This is a genomic window from Paenibacillus sp. J22P165, assembly GCF_059692015.1.
The window spans coordinates 36510-53535 of record NZ_JCAUAP010000008.1 but is presented as its reverse complement, the minus strand read 5'-3'; the positions used below and the strand labels follow the sequence as shown (position 1 = coordinate 53535).

Annotated in this window: 15 protein-coding genes; 13 read left to right on the top strand and 2 right to left on the bottom strand. The window is 42.0% G+C overall.

What is annotated here, in order from left to right; translation table 11 throughout:
* The first annotated feature begins 24 nt into the window (after nt 1-24).
* Complete coding sequence (locus AC58QM_RS20350) at nt 25-801, top strand: TerC family protein (protein ID WP_497286678.1); 777 nt, start codon at nt 25-27, stop codon at nt 799-801.
* Nucleotides 802-862: 61 nt separating this feature from the next.
* Here the strand turns inward: AC58QM_RS20350 and AC58QM_RS20345 are convergent, their stop codons facing one another.
* Entirely contained in the window at nt 863-1543 is a 681-nt protein-coding gene (locus AC58QM_RS20345; protein ID WP_497286677.1) for an SDR family NAD(P)-dependent oxidoreductase, read from the bottom strand.
* 152 nt (nt 1544-1695) lie between these two features.
* Between AC58QM_RS20345 and AC58QM_RS20340 the strand changes: the two genes are divergently transcribed.
* The 4 genes from AC58QM_RS20340 to AC58QM_RS20325 all read left to right on the top strand — a co-directional run bounded on the left by AC58QM_RS20340 (nt 1696) and on the right by AC58QM_RS20325 (nt 5389).
* Nucleotides 1696-2277, top strand: coding sequence for a TetR/AcrR family transcriptional regulator (locus AC58QM_RS20340; protein ID WP_497286676.1), 582 nt, complete (start codon nt 1696-1698; stop codon nt 2275-2277).
* A 105-nt stretch (nt 2278-2382) separates the two neighbouring features.
* On the top strand, nt 2383-3186 hold the full coding sequence (locus AC58QM_RS20335; RefSeq protein ID WP_497286675.1) for a LysM peptidoglycan-binding domain-containing protein: 804 nt from the start codon (nt 2383-2385) through the stop codon (nt 3184-3186).
* Between the two features lie 100 nt (nt 3187-3286).
* On the top strand, nt 3287-3865 hold the full coding sequence (locus AC58QM_RS20330) for an LURP-one-related family protein (protein WP_497286674.1): 579 nt from the start codon (nt 3287-3289) through the stop codon (nt 3863-3865).
* A gap of 159 nt (nt 3866-4024) precedes the next feature.
* A complete protein-coding gene (locus tag AC58QM_RS20325; protein ID WP_497286673.1) occupies nt 4025-5389 on the top strand; it encodes a TrkH family potassium uptake protein in 1365 nt (454 codons plus the stop codon).
* A gap of 37 nt (nt 5390-5426) precedes the next feature.
* Here AC58QM_RS20325 and AC58QM_RS20320 read toward each other — a convergent pair whose 3' ends face one another.
* Complete coding sequence (locus AC58QM_RS20320) at nt 5427-6350, bottom strand: helix-turn-helix transcriptional regulator (RefSeq protein WP_497286672.1); 924 nt, start codon at nt 6348-6350, stop codon at nt 5427-5429.
* Here AC58QM_RS20320 and AC58QM_RS20315 point away from each other — a divergent pair.
* The 8 genes from AC58QM_RS20315 (at nt 6342) to AC58QM_RS20280 (ending at nt 16990) form a co-directional block, all read left to right on the top strand.
* Nucleotides 6342-7340: a phytanoyl-CoA dioxygenase family protein gene (locus tag AC58QM_RS20315; RefSeq protein ID WP_497286671.1), complete on the top strand. Its 999-nt coding sequence runs from the start codon at nt 6342-6344 to the stop codon at nt 7338-7340. The two genes, AC58QM_RS20320 and AC58QM_RS20315, sit on opposite strands and share 9 nt — an antisense overlap.
* A 196-nt stretch (nt 7341-7536) precedes the next feature.
* The gene (locus AC58QM_RS20310) at nt 7537-9726 is read left to right on the top strand and encodes a family 78 glycoside hydrolase catalytic domain (RefSeq protein ID WP_497286670.1); all 2190 of its coding nucleotides are present in this window, start codon (nt 7537-7539) and stop codon (nt 9724-9726) included.
* A 184-nt stretch (nt 9727-9910) separates the two neighbouring features.
* On the top strand, nt 9911-10459 hold the full coding sequence (locus tag AC58QM_RS20305; protein WP_497286669.1) for a hypothetical protein: 549 nt from the start codon (nt 9911-9913) through the stop codon (nt 10457-10459).
* Between the two features lie 131 nt (nt 10460-10590).
* Nucleotides 10591-11295 carry a response regulator transcription factor gene (locus AC58QM_RS20300; protein WP_497286668.1) on the top strand — a complete coding sequence of 235 codons (705 nt, stop codon included), beginning with the start codon at nt 10591-10593 and terminating at the stop codon, nt 11293-11295.
* Nucleotides 11292-13115, top strand: a complete 1824-nt coding sequence (locus tag AC58QM_RS20295; RefSeq protein WP_497286667.1) for a sensor histidine kinase — start codon at nt 11292-11294, stop codon at nt 13113-13115. The genes AC58QM_RS20300 and AC58QM_RS20295 overlap by 4 nt, the downstream gene beginning before the upstream one ends.
* A gap of 67 nt (nt 13116-13182) precedes the next feature.
* A complete protein-coding gene (map, locus tag AC58QM_RS20290) occupies nt 13183-13929 on the top strand; it encodes a type I methionyl aminopeptidase (protein WP_497286666.1) in 747 nt (248 codons plus the stop codon).
* 215 nt (nt 13930-14144) lie between these two features.
* Nucleotides 14145-15917, top strand: a complete 1773-nt coding sequence (locus AC58QM_RS20285; RefSeq protein WP_497286665.1) for a sensor histidine kinase — start codon at nt 14145-14147, stop codon at nt 15915-15917.
* Between the two features lie 14 nt (nt 15918-15931).
* Entirely contained in the window at nt 15932-16990 is a 1059-nt protein-coding gene (locus tag AC58QM_RS20280; protein WP_497286664.1) for a response regulator, read from the top strand.
* Nucleotides 16991-17026: the final 36 nt, after the last annotated feature.

The following is a 17026-nucleotide window of genomic DNA, read 5'->3' as shown; positions in this document are numbered from 1 at the left end:
TTGACTTTGAAAGGAGATGGACAGTTGGATTCACTTTGGTTAGAGTATGCATGGGCTTTACTGATACTTATCGGTTTGGAAGGATTGTTATCCGCGGATAATGCCCTAGTTTTGGCAGTAATTGCGAAGCATTTACCGGAGAATGAGAAGAAGAAAGCGATCAACTATGGGATCATTATGGCCTTTGTTTTCCGCTTCGCGGCTTTGTTTGCAATATCATTTATAGCGAACGTTTGGCAAATACAAGCGATTGGTGCAGCTTATCTGTTATATCTCGGGTTAAAGCACATTATCCAAGCGCGTTTCTTCAAGGAAAATGAGAACAATCAGGAGGACATTAAGAAAGATGCCGCAGGAAGAAGATTTTGGCCAACCGTCGGAAAAATTGCTATTGCGGATCTGGCATTTGCGATCGATTCCATTCTTGCCGCGGTAGCTCTGGCACTTGGTCTTCCGGATTCACCGCTTGGTGATTTCGGTGGTATGGATGGAGGGAAATTCCTAGTTGTCTTACTTGGCGGAATCGCGGGGCTTGTCCTGATCAAATTCGCGGCCACATGGTTTGTGAAGCTGCTTGCTGAGCGGCCAGCACTCGAGACCACGGCTTATGCGATCGTCGCATGGGTCGGTGTGAAGCTTGCTATCATAACCCTGGCCCATGAAGATATTGGTGTGATCAATCATGACTTCCCGCATGGCACAGTTTGGACACTTATTTTCTATGGTGTTTTGATTGCGATAGCTCTTTTCGGTTGGTTTGCACCAGCGAGTAAAAAACATACACAAGCGAATCAAGTATAGAAGAAAAACCTGATAGAGCAACAAGACAACCAGACATGCTGGGTTATCTTGTTGCTTTATTTTATTTGGACATCTTGTCTGGATCGAACCCTGGTGGGAATATTTCTTCAAAATGGTTCTTGTTCTCATATAAGTTATACCAAATATCCGCAATGACATCTGGATCTCCTTCTGTCCCTGCTTGTATAAGAGTTCCGATTGAAAGATGCCCAACGTATATGCCCTTTTCTTTCAGAGCATTGTGCAGATTTGTTGCATAATTACGAATACCCGACATAACGATTCCGCCATTCCCGACAAAAGGTAAGGGATACATAGCCGAAATTCCCGTTGTGAACAGAATTGCCCCAGAGCCGTTATTTATCATATCTGGCAATACTTCATTGACGGAAAGGACTGCAGGCAGCAAGTAACTGTTTACTTGCTCAACGACACATTCATGCGTTGTTTCCAACACATTTGTAAATGTATGCCAACCTGCATAAGGACTAAATTCTAACACAGCAATAGAACCAAAATCTTTCTTAACAGCTTGAATGGTTTGTTTGAGCGCAACCAAATCCGTGACATCCGCTAGATAAGACTTCGCATCTATATTTCGTTTTTTGAGATCACTTACGATCATTGATAATTTCTCTACGTTACGTGATATGACAGCAATTCTAAATCCTTTTTCACCAAATTTTTTCGCCAGAGAGAAGCCTAATCCGGGCCCTGCACCTATGATGACAATCGTTTTCATTTTTCCAAAACTCCTTATCATGTTATATTAAAGTAACAGCTGTTGCTTTAATAGGTAATATACCGCCAATAGATTCATGGAACAACCAACAACCAATATGCGAATGTTGCTATAGCAACAAAATTGCTAAATTGTTGAGTAAGGAGAAAAAGATGGCGACAAAAGTAATGAATCTGAGAATGACACAAACAAAACAGTCTTTAATAAACGCCTTTTTTCGATTAGTATCTGAGAAGGATTTTGAAAAAATAACAATAGCAGATATTACAAACAAAGCTCATGTTAATCGAGCTACTTTCTATGCGCATTTTCATGATAAATATGAATTATTGGACTTTATTATGGGGGATTCTGCATCAGCAGCTATTGAAAAACATACTTTAGGTATAGTCAAATTCGATCAAGAAAGTATCATACAGCTCGTATTAGCGGTATGTGATTTTTATCAACAACCGAATATACAATGTCGCAACAGCTATGTAGGTTTAGTCGTACCACAACTGAAAGAGAAAATAGTTAATGAGTTGAAGATATACTTGATGAAAAGTCTAGAAAATAATCATTCAGATGTCGAAATGAATATCTATGTGCCTATTTTTGCAAATATCATTCATGAAGGTGCATTTCAATGGGCTACTGGGTATGTAAAAATGACTAAAGAGGATATAGCGAAGAAGATCTCATTCCTGGTTATTGGAGGATATCAGTCATCTGTAACAAAAGATCTCATTTAAAATGCTTATATCATTAAACATTTCATGTTTAACGCTATTCACGTTAACAGACAAATACAGCATATGATGGGTGTATACCTATTTTGAAGAAGGAGTTGCGTTTCCATGCCGATTTCATCAGGGACCCACTTGCTGTATACCGTTCACCCGGGGGACACCTTGTATTCGATTGCTGAACAACTGGGTACCAACGTACCGTCACTAGTTCAGATTAATGCTTTATATCCATCTGTTTCAGACCCTAACCGAATCTTTCCCGGTCAAGTACTTTTAGCGAGATTGCCAGGTATGGCGGAACAAAGCTCTGTTTTATATCAAGTTCAGCAGGGAGATTCATTATTTAGGATCGCAGAGCGTTTCTCTGTAAGTGTTGATATGTTGGCGGGACTTAACCAAATTCAGCAACCGGACATTATCAGAGTCGCTCAGTTGCTGTTTGTTGCTTCATTTGCTTATGAAGTAGAGCAGGGGGACACTCTATTCAATATCTCACGCCGTTTCGGAACACCGATGAGCGAATTGATACGAGCTAACCGTAATCGTCAGGGTTTATCACCTGATGTCATTTATCCTGGTTTCCGTTTGGTCATTCCACTTCCGTCCTCGACGAATATCGTCGTATATGAGCCGTTACCTGGAACGAAGATTGCCTCCGGACAACAATTAATGGGTAGCGCTCGTGCTTTCGAAGCGACGATAAATTACCAAATTCGCGACGCAATGGGGCGTTCCATAACGGAAGAAAAGGCTGCAACAGCTACACAGGGTGCTCCTGCCTTCGGAGTATTCGACGTTCAACTCAAATTTGATCGATCACCTACTACACCAAACGGTTCATTGATGGTGTACACACGCAGTGCCCGCGACGGCAGCATTCAAGATTTAGTAGAAGTTCCTGTTACTTTTTAAAATAAGATAAAAATACGAGGGCACTGACATTATTCGACAGAGATGCAGGATTATGAAGTAAAATGTTGAACTACTATGTCATATAGTAGGGGGTGAAGACTTGAATCCGAAATTCAAACAACAAAAATTCGCAGTTAGAAAACAAATCCTTTCTCTACTTGGCGCTAAAATCGATATTTTCGACATGGACGAAAGGGCTATTCTGTTCTCCAAGATGAAAGCCTTCAAGTTGAAGGAAGACATCCGAATATACGGGGATGAATCCATGCAACAAGAGTTGATCAGCATTCAAGCGCGAAGTGTTATTGATTTCTCGTCAATCTTTGACGTAGTAGATGTAGAATCCGGGCAAAAGGTAGGATCTCTGCAAAGAAAAGGCTTAAAGTCGATCTTCAAGGATGAGTGGGCCATATTGAGTCCCAATGATTCGGAGATTGGATTGATTAAGGAAGATAACGCGCTGTTTGCTCTATTGCGGAGGTTCCTGACAAATTTGATTCCTCAGCATTACAATGTAGAGATAAACGGGACAAAGGTCGCAGAGTTCAAACAAAACTTCAATCCGTTCGTTCAAAAGCTAAACCTTGATTTTTCCGCTGACACTAACGACAAGCTGGATCGCCGCTTAGGTTTAGCCGCAGCAATACTTTTAATCGCCGTCGAAGGCAATCAGGGGTAGAAGTTGAATACTAGCTTTATTGAGGCTGTCCTATAAGTAGATTCTTCTACTTGAGGACGGCTTTTTTTCTGGGTATATTAATTCCGCATGCTGGGCAAACCAAAATATTGGAAATTCAAGATGTATGGGAATGAAGCATATGAAAGGAAAAGGTTACCCATGTGGAATAAAACGCGGAATTGGATAGAGAAGCGATCACCTGCCCAAGTGATTACCGGCTATTATGTATTAGCAGTTCTTTTATCAATCATACTGTTCAGTATACCAGCGGTGCATAAACCCGGAGTTACCATTTCTTTTTTTGATACTGTCTTCACAGCGGTCAGCATTGTAAGCGACACGGGCCTTGGTGTATTTAATGTTGCTGAATCCTACAGTATTTTCGGCTATTTGGTTATTATCCTCGTCTTGCAATTCGGAGGAATTGGCATCATGGCGATGAGCACTTTTTTTTGGCTTCTGGTAGGTAGAAAAATCGGATTGCGCGAGCGTCGCATGATTATGGTGGATAATAATCAGTTCGCGTTATCAGGTCTCGTCCAATTGGTAAAAGAAATTTTGAGATTCACTCTCCTGACGGAACTAGTGGGAGCACTGATCTTCGGTGTTCGTTTTTTGGCCTATTATGATAGCTGGCAAGAGGCGTTTATTCATGGTTTATTTGCTGCAGTCAGTGCTACGACGAACGCTGGCATGGACATTACTGGCCAATCCCTAATACCTTATGCACATGATTATTTTGTTCAGCTGGTTACGATGGCTCTCATTATTTTTGGGGCGATTGGGTTCCCCGTGTTAATTGAGGTGAAGGCCTATTTATCATATCGTAGAAGGAGTTCAGATAACCTTTTTCGCTTTTCTTTATTTACTAAATTAACTACGCTAACATATGGTATCCTACTTGTGATAGGTACAATCCTTATCTTATTGTTTGAAAATGAAAATTATTTTAAGAGTTTATCGTGGCATGAGAGTTTTTTCTATGCATTGTTTCAATCGACAACGACAAGAAGCGCCGGGTTAACTACAATGAATATTAACGATTTTACAATGCCGACACTCCTGCTTATGAGTTTCTATATGTTTATCGGTGGATCCCCAAATTCGGTAGGCGGAGGAATACGAACGACCACTTTCGCTTTAAATGTACTGTTTATTTATCACTTTGCGAGAGGAAACCGCTCGATCAAAGTATTTAATCGGGAGCTCCATCCGGATGATATTTTGAAATCATTAGCTATTACGTTACTCGCGATTGTGCTATGCAGTCTATCAATCATTGCGATTTGCGTTACCGACAAACAACATTCGCTGATAGCCATTGTATTAGAAGTTTGCTCCGCCTTCGGGACGGTGGGCTTGTCTACAGGGATAACGCCGGAACTTAGCATATTTGCCCAATGTATACTCATGTTTCTGATGTTTTTCGGAAGAATCGGATTAACGACCTGCTTGTATTTCATTGGTGGCGGCTTGAAGGATGCAAAGATCCACTATCCTATAGAGAGAGTTATGACTGGTTGACGAATACTAGCTTAAAAGCCGCGTAGTTGCGGCTTTTTTATTTTGTTGTTTTATGATTATCTGCAATGTGATTATCTTCCTCACCATATAATCTAAACGTAGATGGTGACATTCCGCATATGGATTTAAAATGCCGACTGAAGTAATGGATAGAAGTATAGCCAAGCTTACTAGCAACAACTTCAACTTTTTCTTCTTTTAAAAGCAGCTTTTTAGCTAATTGTATTCGTTTATGAATCATATAACGCTTCGGTGAAACACCCATGACTTCTTTAAATAACTGGGAAAAATAAATATGATGATAACCGCAGCTCTTGGCTAGTTCTGTTATACTCCATGCATGCTCGGGATGTTCCTTAATCATCTGCAAGGCATTGTTAATCATGTTTCGTTTAGAACTATGTGTGGAAGCAACATCTAACTCACGACGTATGATTTGAGATAAGACTTGCATCAGAAGTCCTCTTAATACGAAGGAGTAGCCATGCTCTTCTTCTTTGTATTCTTGAACAATTTGATGAAAAATTCGTTCACTTTCACTGAATCTGAAATGAACAGGGAACATCACGCTGCCGTAACCCTCAACTTCAACTGTGTATCGCAGCGCTGGCTCATATGGCGGGCTTTCATTAAAGTTTTTCAGCTTTGGACCTGGATGAATAGGTTCTGGAGTCATACGCGTCCAATCAAAATGGAGACTGATGAACGTAGCGGGCTTATCTGGATGAACGGTGAGCTTATGCAGCGTATCTGATCCCCAAAAAGCGCATTCGCCTGGAAGAATAGCATATTCATCGGAGCCAATAAACAAATCAAGGCGCCCAGAAATCACATAAACGATCTGATAATCAGGAATGGTTCGAGGACCGTAAGCTGCACCGGCCGTAGCGTTCTGTATATTGGCATAGTTCACAGCAGGAAGCAATAAACTCAACGGTCCAAGTGAACGAGAATGTTCCATTTGTTTGTCTCCCATATCAATCTATTGTTCTCATCTAATTCGCTGATTGTGATTGAAAACCTTTGGAAAGTGCAACTAATTCTAATCATTCCTGCAACGACTTGTGTCAGATTGACTGTTACACTTGATCTTGTAAGCAACAACAGTTATCAACAAATCGTAGATGGGGGATTCGACATGCTGACAGTAGAACAAGTGAGGGCTTTTGAGCGTGATGGTTTTGTAAAAGGGGAGGTTGTGCTAAACGATGAGGAGGTTGAGCTTCTGCGTCGTGAGCTAGATCTCGTATTGGAAGGCAAAACGGTGAAGAAACCAGTTTTAAATCGTAATTTAGCAGACAAAAGTGAATATGGCATGAGCATGGAAGCAAATGAAACCATTGTTCAGGTCGTTAACATTTGGATGGCCAGTGATATTTATTTACAGCATGCCGCTAATCGGACTTTATGCGAAGATGTTGCACAACTTGCGGGTACTGACACATTACGAATTTGGCATGATCAAATTCAATACAAGCCACCACTCACAGGTGGGCCAACGAAATGGCATCAGGATCATCCCCTATGGCCGATCATTAAACCTTCCGAGTTAATTAGCGCTTGGGTGGCGTTGGACGATGCCGTCATTGAGAACGGTTGCATGTGGATGGTACCCGGTAGTCATACTTGGGGAGATCATCAAAGACATTTGCTTCACGGCGCAGACCATATGCCGCAGCATAAGCGGCCTGAATTGTTGCCCCCAGGTGTGGAAATAAAACCAGTACCGTTTGAGATCAAGAAAGGTCAGGTCGGCTACCATCACTGTATGACCTGGCACGGCTCGCTGCCTAATCACTCGCAGATGAAGCGGCGTGCGATTGCGGTACATTATATGCCGGGGAACATTCGTTATGAGCCCGTCGGCAATCACCCCATGAGTAAACATATCCATGTACAACCAGGTGAACTTTTGACCGGAGCTGATTTTCCCGTTGTGTATACGAAATAACTCGTAAATACGGTTAGTCACTTGCAAAGTGATTGTGAGGGCTGTAAGCCCTGATAATCACTTTTTTGTTGCACCACTACTTCATGATGATAAGAAATGTGATCTAAGCGAAAAAGTGTATATTGATTCACTTGGAATCACACGTTATGATGGCTCCATAGTTGTATATCATTTGAGTGAAGTGGAGTTGGTTTGGTTGACACAGGAGTGGCAGGCAAGTTGGTTGACAGATCGTTCTTTTGCTAATTTGAAGAAATCCTATCTCTTTCATAAAGAACTTGAAGTGGTTGAAGTCGAACCACATGATCCTGATTTGCAGCATCACCATTGGTATGTTAGAACAGAAATTTCACTTGATGATCAGGCGATGAATGAGGAAGAAATTTGGCTTAACCTGACGGCAGACGATTATTATAAGCTGTACATCAATGGTGAGTTCGTTGCTCAAGGGCCAGCACAGAATGATGCGAATCATTACTATTTCAATAAAATAGATGTACGTTCCTATTTAAAATTAGGCAAAAATGCAATTGCCGTTCATGTCTATTATCAAGGGTTGTTAAATCGTGCGTACAACAGCGCCGACTATCGGCAAGGTTTGATAGCTGAACTGTGGGCAGGCGAGAAACTTCTAATGAAGACTGATGGTACCTGGAAAGTGAAACGTGCTCAAGATAATCAACCAGGTGTAAAGTTCGGCTATGATACACAATTCACAGAGTATCTAGAGGCAAGGTTTACTGAGCGGGGCTGGACTGAAGTCAGTTACGACGATTCAGAATGGGAATATGCTGAAGCTGCGGAGCGTACTGATTATACGTTTGTACAGCAGCCAACTCCACTGCTTGCCGTCTATAAAAAGCAGCCTGCACATGTCAAACGGCTTGGAGACGGTCATTATTTGATCGATTTCGGGAGTGAGCTGACAGGCCAATTCGCCATGAATGCCCATGGAAATGGGGGAGATCTCGTACATATTTTCTCAGGGGAAGAACTGATGACCGGGGATCAAGCAGTTCGCTACGAAATGCGTTGCAATTGCCTTTATCATGATCAGTGGACTTTATCTGGCGACAAAGATTACTTTGAAACATATGACTACAAAGCATTTCGTTATGTGGAAGTGCAGGGACCCGAGGAAGCATTGATACCAGAATCATTCCACGCTGTAGTCAGACATTATCCGATGGATGAACAAAGCTGTCTGCTTCATAGTTCGGATGAGCGGATGAATCAAATTTTTGACATTTGTAAAAACGGAGTCCGTTATGGATCGCAGGAGAATTATGTAGATTGTCCTAGTCGAGAAAAAGGTCAATATTTGGGGGACAATACGATTATTGGTCACTCGCATATGCTGCTCAGTGGTGATTTACGGCTATTCCGTAAGGCTATTGCGCAATTCGCTCGCAGCTCGTTCGTGTGTGAAGGGATCATGGCTGTTGTACCTGGACATTATATGCAGGAAATCGCTGATTTCTCTCTGCAATGGCCGATGCAACTCATGACATATTACCGCTACAGTGGGGATACGGCATTTCTTCAGGAGATGTACCCTTATGCGGAAGGTTTGCTGCAACATTTTAAGAAATTTGAGCGCGAAGATGGATTACTAGAGGACGTCACGGACAAATGGAATCTGGTCGATTGGCCACAAAACTTACGTGACAACTATGATTTTGATCTTAGCAGGCCAGTCGCTTCTGGCTGTCATAACGTCGTTAATGCACTCTATATCGGCTGCGTAAGTACCGTTAACGAGATAAGGGATTTGATTGATGTTGCTTATGAGAATCGACTGCCGCAATTGAAGAAGAGCTTTATTGAGGCATTCTATGATAAGGAAAAAAGATTGTTTACGGATTCAGAGCAAAGTACGCATCATGCCTTGCATGCCAATGTACTTCCGCTGCTGTACCATATAGCTCCAGCGGAAGCTGTCAGTACGATTGTTGACATGATCCGGACCAAACGTTTTGCATGCGGGGTTTATTTCTCCTACTTTGTCATGAAAGCACTAGCGGAGGTCGCAGAGTATGAGTTGATCTATGACTTGCTCTCGGGAGACGATGAGCATTCTTGGGGGAATATGCTTAAAGAAGGTGCGACCACTTGCTTCGAAGCATGGGGTAAAGATCAGAAATGGAACACTAGCTTGTGCCATCCATGGGCCAGCGCGCCGGTTCCTGTGCTGATCGAAGACATCATCGGCCTAAAACCTGCGAAGCCGGGGTGGAAAGAAATTGCTTTTCGTCCACAGCTTCCAGCGACTTGGACATCGTTTTCACTGCAGCTGAATGTGCCAATGGGCACGATTCGACTCCGTTATGAGAACGGGGAGTGGAACGAAAGCTTCCCACCTGGGATTACTGTTGTTCGAGCCTAAATACAGCGGAATAATAAATTGATTTTATATGAGATGCCAGCAAACTCTGAGTTTGCTGGCTTTTTGCTACTCAAACTAATCAAATCTCCATTTCAACTTGATATGAACTTCACTTCATCTTGATATACAAGCCTTATATTTATACCTGTAACAGCAAACAAAACAATGAAAAGAGGTTATTAACATGGTTAACAACAAAACAAAACTATTCACGACACTTGGTATTTCAGCCATTTTAGTCGTAGGAGCTGCTAGTGCTTATGCAGCGAGTGCATCGAATTCATCAACTGCAACCCCAAAACCTGTAATTGAAGTCGTACAGACACAAGCGCCTGCAAATACACCAACACCTCAAGAAATTGAAGCTGTATTGAAAGGTGAACCAACGCCTGATACGGTTAAAGTGGAAGGTTTATTTTCAACAGATGGCAAAGCTGATCATACGGCAGATTTTTTCCTAAACGATGAAAAATTAATCTCCCTTTTAAAAATGAGCACGCAAGAATTAAAACAAGAATTAGCTATTGGAAAATCTGTCGTTGAGATTGCAGCGTCCAGAAATGTTTCTAAGCAGCAACTGCTAGATGTAATCGGAAAAACACAGGTTGACGCACAAATTCAAGCTGAAACTAAGGGGCAAGTTCCGAAAAGTGGCAGTTCCATGAAACACGAAGTTGCAAGAAAAGTAGAACAAGTCATCGAACATAAAACAGAAACCCCATGGAGTAAATAAAACGATCAACAAAGAAGGAACAGTTCTGCCGACGAAGGCAGCTGTTCTTTTTTCTTTACATCATCTTCATCTGGCTATGTTACAAATAAGTAGGTAAGAATAGTATTCATAAGCCTAGTAGGAGCAATCAGATGCAAAAAACGATTTTAATTGTAGAAGATGAAGCTATTCTGCGTGAGATTATTAAAGATTATCTCATGAATGAAGGCTATCACGTATTAGAAGCGGCTGACGGGAAAGAGGCCTTACTATTATTTCAAGCCCATGATGTTCAATTAATTATGCTGGATATTATGTTGCCAGAGCTTGATGGTTGGTCTGTATGCAGACGAATAAGGAAATCTTCGAATGTCCCAATCATTATGTTGACCGCAAGAGTGGATGAAGATGACACATTATTAGGATTTGAGCTTGGTGCAGATGATTATGTCACAAAGCCATACAGTCCGGCTGTTTTATTAGCCAGAGCTAAACGACTGATCGATAGCAGAAATAGGGAAGAACGACAATCGGACGCCCCCATGTCTCAAGCTAGTAGCGATACTTTATCTATAAATGGGATCCAGATAAATCTTTCTTCTAGATCTTTGATTATTGACGGAGAACAAGTCCACCTCACCTATACAGAGTTCCAAATTCTAGCCTATCTCATGCAAAATAAAGGTATTGTCATCTCGAGAGATCAACTCATCTCAAAAATATGGGGCTATGAATATGAGGGAGATGATCGTACGGTGAACACGCATATCCGTAACCTCAGAAGTAAGCTGAGAGATAAAGCGAAGCTGATTACGACGATTGTGAGAACAGGCTATAAGTTCGAGGTTAACGCATGAGAGCGAGCATAGTCGTTAAACTTTTTACGCTAACAACCCTGCTTTGCCTATTCATCTTAACTACGATTTATTTGGGGCAAACGATATTTTTCAAGCAATACTATGCAAGCCGCAAAGTGAACGACATCCAAATAAACATCCAAAGCTATAAAGAAAATGATTTGAACAGTAGTGGGGATGTACTCACCATTCAGAAGTTGGAGCAGGATTTTTATAGGGAAAATAATGCTTGGATTACGACGCTAGATAACTTTGGTAACCTGAAAAATGAGAACGATTTCTATGTGGAAGTCAAGGTGGATGAAACGAAACTGAAGTCGGAATTCGCAGGTAAAACGGTGAAAATTCCGCTTTATCATATGATCAGCATCGATGAGATTTTGGCGAGCACACCAAGTCAAGCAAAATCGCTACTGGTCCCGAAAACACGTGTTGCTATCTCAGCGTATAAGAAGGAACTTGCGTTAATTCCATATCGAGTACAGCTAGTGGAAAAAGGGAATATCCTGTGGGAAAATGAGTTGATTTCCAAGAGGATTTACGATCTTCAAATCGATATCAAATATAATAAATCAGAGAAAACCTTACCCCCGGACACTGTACTGAGCGGTACGATTACCAAAGTTCAATTCCCAACTGGCAATGAATCTTCAAGTTTTATGTATACCAATAGTTTGTTTATGGATAGATTGAAGGATTTTCAAACAAATTTACTATTCGATGGTGCGAAAATCAGCAATTCATCCTTGCAAATTCTTGATTTTACACAAAATGACGTGAAATACAAACTATTCATTGACCCGATTAAGGATCAAGATGGGACTACACGCTATATTTTCGCCATGGCCTCCCTACAACCCGTTGATGAAGCGGTGCAGATGCTCCAAGATTATTATGTCTATTTGATTGGGCTTGTCATGCTTCTTATTGTTCTTGCTGCTTGGTATTATTCGAGAAAGATCGCGAACCCCTTGCTGCAAATCAATAGGACGACTAAGCGGATGGCAAGTTTAGATTTTACGGAAAAGATTACTATTCGTTCCAATGATGAAATCGGCGATTTATCTCAAAGTATTAATTCCCTTTCCCAATCCTTGAACTCCTATATCGTACAGCTGCATAGTGACATTGAGAAAGAAAAGCAATTGGAAAATACACGAAGAGAATTCATTTCGGGGGTATCTCACGAACTGAAAACGCCGCTAAGTATTGTGAAAAGCTGTATTTCGATTCTGAAAGATGGCGTTGCTACGCATAAAAAAGATTATTATTTCGATGCCATGGATAAAGAAGTAGATACGATGAATATGTTGATTGAGGATATGCTGGAGTTAGCTAAGTTTGAATCCGGCACCTATACCATGAAGATGGAAACGTTCGGCATCGATAAGCTTATCGAGGACATGTGTGAAAAGCTAGCCGTGGCTTTCAGTAGTAAACAACTTCATGTGCGTACCGAGCTTGCAACTGTTTCCGTCTTGGCCAATCAACATCGGATCGAGCAAGTGATTACGAATTTTTTAACCAATGCGATTCGCTATACGCCAGAACAAGGGCATATAGTCATTTCCATACTAGAAGAACCAGATCAGGTTAAGGTGAGTATTGAAAACAAAGGGGCTCACATTCCTGCAGACCAGCTAGATAAAATATGGGAACGCTTTTATCGAGGCGATGCGGCACGCCACCGTGCACAAGGCGGAACTGGATTAGGTCTCGCAATTTCGAAGAATATTTTGGAGTTACACGGGGTGCCCTACGGCGCGGCGAACACAGCAGATGGAGTTTTGTTTTTCTTCTGTTTAAATAAACAAGGTTAACACCTTACATTGATTTAGACTTTTCACGAATGTAAAATAGGAAGTGAATAAAAAAGGAGGTCTTTCTATGACAATCGGCTCTCAGAAAGATATCGATGGACTTACGGTAATCGGTAAAATCGTTGCGTTGACAATAGCTGAAATGAAACGTCAAGCACGTGTCGGAATGACGACGAAGGAATTGGATGATATCGGAGAAAGATTTTTAAATAGCCATGGAGCAGTGTCTGCTCCAAAAACAACCAAAAACTTTCCGGGCAACACATGCATCAGCATCAACCGAGAAGTGGCGCATGGCATACCAGGAAATCGAAAAATTCAGCCAGGTGATCTTATTAATATTGATGTTTCAGCTGAATGTGGGGGCTATTTTGCAGATGCGGGACAATCTTTTCAAATGCCTCCGTACAATACGCCTTTAACACGCCTTTGCAACTATACTCAACATACGATGATGAAGGTTATTTCTTCACTCACACATGGTGTAAAACTGAATGAAATCGGCAGAATTATTCAAACCGAAGCTGAAAAGGGAGGTTACGCGGTTATAAAGAATTTGTGCAGCCATGGTGTTGGGAAATCCTTGCATGAGGCGCCAACTGATATTCTTCCTTTTTATAACAAGCACGATAAGCGCGTATTGAAGGAGGGGTTAGTCATTACGATTGAACCTTTCTTATCAACCGGTGCGGATTACGTTGTTGAGCAGTCAGATGGGTGGACTTTATGTCTACCGTACGGCGGCTTTGCAGCGCAACATGAGCACACCATAATTATTACAAAGAAGCAACCTATCATCGTGACGGTAGCTTAAGATCTATCAACCAAGTAGGGGAGTACACGCCCTCAAAAGATAGCAAGACAAGTTAAGGGCTGCCGAAGAGGCAGCTCTTATTCGATTGTGCACATGTTTCACAATGGCTCAGAAGGAGATATGCAATCCGCATCGAATACTCATAACGTAAATCTTTTAAGGAAGTATTTGGAGAATTAGTTTACTAAAGGTATTTCAACTATGGGGTGGTGAATGTGCGCAGTACTAGATTGATCAATCCATTGAGCGTTATAGTTGTACGTACGAAGACAGGTGTAGCTAGATTATTGCGTAACCCTTTCGGTACTTCTTCGCTCAGGAAACGAATAGTCGTTACGCTCATTTCGAGTTTTCTAGGATGTTCCATTTTAATGGCGTCTGTCTCGTACAATGCGATTAACACGATGCAGCAAAACAAGATTAAAACGAATATGGCCTTCGATTTATACCAGCAATCTATGAAGCTCACGCAGGTTTACTATAATCTGCTACAAGTCACTCAACAAATGACACCTCAAGGTAATGTCGGCAACCTCATGGATACGTATTTCTCCACTGACGATCTCTACAAACGACTTCAGCTTTCACTAAGTGTATCAAACAATATCGGACTGATCTCCTTTTCAAACCCTGCTATGGAGCTGGTGATGTACTATAATCCCCAGGAGAAGCACCCGCTTTATTCAAATTTACCGTTACGTGAAGATTTTACATTGGAATCCTTGCCTAATGTAGCTGGCAACGAGAGCATCCACTACCAATCGCCACATTTGTCCTTATGCAGATTCAGCGATGATCAGGTCGTTTCGGTGACACGCGAAATCACTTTCTCCGACGGAACGAAGCAAGTGATTTATGTCGAGGCCAAGTCCGACCTCGCGACAGACATTAGTAAACTTTCATCCAGTCTAAATCTACCGTATGTACTGGTCTTGAGTGATCAAGAGAAGCAGATTAAATACAGCAGCAATCCAAGTGTTTTTACAATCGGTCAAAACTTGGCTCTTGGCGGGAATTCGGGCATAACTGAGGGTTACATATGGGATCAGTTAGTGAGTGATTACGGTTATCATATCGCACTTATGCTGCCTGTAGAGAGTTATAACCACGAATTTTACACTTGGAAAAATCATATGTTGTTAATATTGGGTATCGCTCTTATCATACTTTTGTCCATCGCGTTGCTGCTGCTGCGACTGATCAACAGACCGCTCCGCGTGTTCGAATCGGAAATGGTGGCACTCGGCAGAGGGCACATGGGTGCGATGCAATATCGTACAGGCATTTCTGAATTTGACAAGCTCTTTGATCAATTTAATAAAATGAAGCAACAAATTCAGCAATTGATTATTGATGTTGAACATAAGGAGAAACGGCGTCATCAGTTGGAAATAGAGAAACTAGCTTATCAAATAAATCCTCATTTTTTAATGAATACGCTGAATTCGGTACGCTGGCTGGCCGTCATGCATCGACAACCTGAAATCGACAAGTTCGTATCTACATTGATTTTTTTGCTTAGCTATAATTTAGGGAAAACCCAGGAAACGGCAACACTCCGAACCGAAACAAAAGTGATGCGCGCTTATCTTGATCTTCAGCAAAAGCGATACGATTTTCAAGTGAGTTTGGATATACCTGAGGGTGATTACCTCGATAGTCCTGTCGCTCGTTTTATCCTTCAACCTCTAGTAGAGAACGCCGTTTGTCATGGCCTTGATGATCAAGGCAAGCTGGAAGTGCGAATTTCTCCATACGAAATAGCTGGTATTATCAAAATCATTATTCGCGATGATGGCAAAGGACTCAGCGAGGAGACGCTTGCACTATTGCAACGTGAATCGCCTGATCAACAGCAGGGAGGACGGGGGATAGGACTGCGATATGTACGATCCATGTTGGAATCGTTTTACGGAGATAGAGCCCGTCTGCAGATTGACAGCACTCCGAACCAAGGTACAACGGTTATCATGTATCTCCCCTATTGAAAGGAGAAACAGATATGATTAGTGTTTTAATTGTTGATGACGATAAACTCGCGCGAAAAGGACTTATTTCTATCATGCCATGGTCTGAGCATGGCATGAAGGTAGCTGGAGAAGCTGCAAATGGCGCGAAAGCATTGGAATTTCTAGAACAGCATACTGTGGATCTCATGTTTGTCGACATTTCCATGCCCGTGATGTCAGGGATAGAACTGATACAGGCGGCACGCATCAAGCATCCGACCTTGCGTTCCGTGATGCTAACGTTTCATGAAGATTTTGAAAATGTGCAAACCGCTTATCGATTGGGGGTTCTCGATTATATTTCCAAAGTACGTCTAGAGTTAGAAGATGACCAACAAATTCTCAAACGGATCCGACTAAAATTAGCAGACGAATTTCCTCAGCATGTATCGGTTACTGGAGCAACAAATACAGAACCAATTCAACATGATGGTGTAGAGGATGAGCAGTGGCGCAAGCTCGAGCAAGATTGGCACTCGCTTTACTGGCTGTATAATGAAGCCATATTCCAGCATTTATGCACGCAAACGATCGCAATGAATCGTTCAGTTCGTCGACTCGAAGCGCTATTTATGCGTGTAATCTCGCAAGTTGAGATCGCCGCTAAGCTCGACACGGGGTTCTGGTCTGAAATCGATGACATCCGGTCAGCCGTGGAATGGATTCGTCGCTATCGGATGCTAGTATACACGCAGGTAACAAAGTCAACAGATTTATCGAAAACGATGGTTTGCATGCTCAAGGCCGTGTTGTTTATTCGCGAACATACCGCTGATACGTTACATGCAGAGGATGTGGCTGAACATGTGAATATGAGCAGGAGTTATTTTTGCCAATGTTTTAAAAGGTTAACTGGATCGACTTTCAACGATTATCTCCGGCAAGAGCGGATCCGTGCTGCAGAACGGCTCTTATGTGAAACGGATCGGCCAGTGACATGGATAGCCCATGCTGTCGGGTATGGTGACGCCAAATACTTCTCACAAATATTTTACGAGCAGACGCGGCTGCTTCCAACCGAATTTCGGGCACAACGCCATAGAGAGATTTGATCAATGAACATCTAACAAATACCCCCCCTGCGTGCA

Coding starts and splice junctions, on each gene's coding strand:
- AC58QM_RS20345 (WP_497286677.1), bottom strand. CDS start 1,543: ATGAAAACGATTGTCATCATAGGTGCAGGGCCCGGATTAGGCTTCTCT.
- AC58QM_RS20340 (WP_497286676.1), top strand. CDS start 1,696: ATGGCGACAAAAGTAATGAATCTGAGAATGACACAAACAAAACAGTCT.
- AC58QM_RS20335 (WP_497286675.1), top strand. CDS start 2,383: ATGCCGATTTCATCAGGGACCCACTTGCTGTATACCGTTCACCCGGGG.
- AC58QM_RS20325 (WP_497286673.1), top strand. CDS start 4,025: ATGTGGAATAAAACGCGGAATTGGATAGAGAAGCGATCACCTGCCCAA.
- AC58QM_RS20315 (WP_497286671.1), top strand. CDS start 6,342: ATGTTCCATTTGTTTGTCTCCCATATCAATCTATTGTTCTCATCTAAT.
- AC58QM_RS20320 (WP_497286672.1), bottom strand. CDS start 6,350: ATGGAACATTCTCGTTCACTTGGACCGTTGAGTTTATTGCTTCCTGCT.
- AC58QM_RS20305 (WP_497286669.1), top strand. CDS start 9,911: ATGGTTAACAACAAAACAAAACTATTCACGACACTTGGTATTTCAGCC.
- AC58QM_RS20300 (WP_497286668.1), top strand. CDS start 10,591: ATGCAAAAAACGATTTTAATTGTAGAAGATGAAGCTATTCTGCGTGAG.
- AC58QM_RS20295 (WP_497286667.1), top strand. CDS start 11,292: ATGAGAGCGAGCATAGTCGTTAAACTTTTTACGCTAACAACCCTGCTT.
- map (WP_497286666.1), top strand. CDS start 13,183: ATGACAATCGGCTCTCAGAAAGATATCGATGGACTTACGGTAATCGGT.
- AC58QM_RS20280 (WP_497286664.1), top strand. CDS start 15,932: ATGATTAGTGTTTTAATTGTTGATGACGATAAACTCGCGCGAAAAGGA.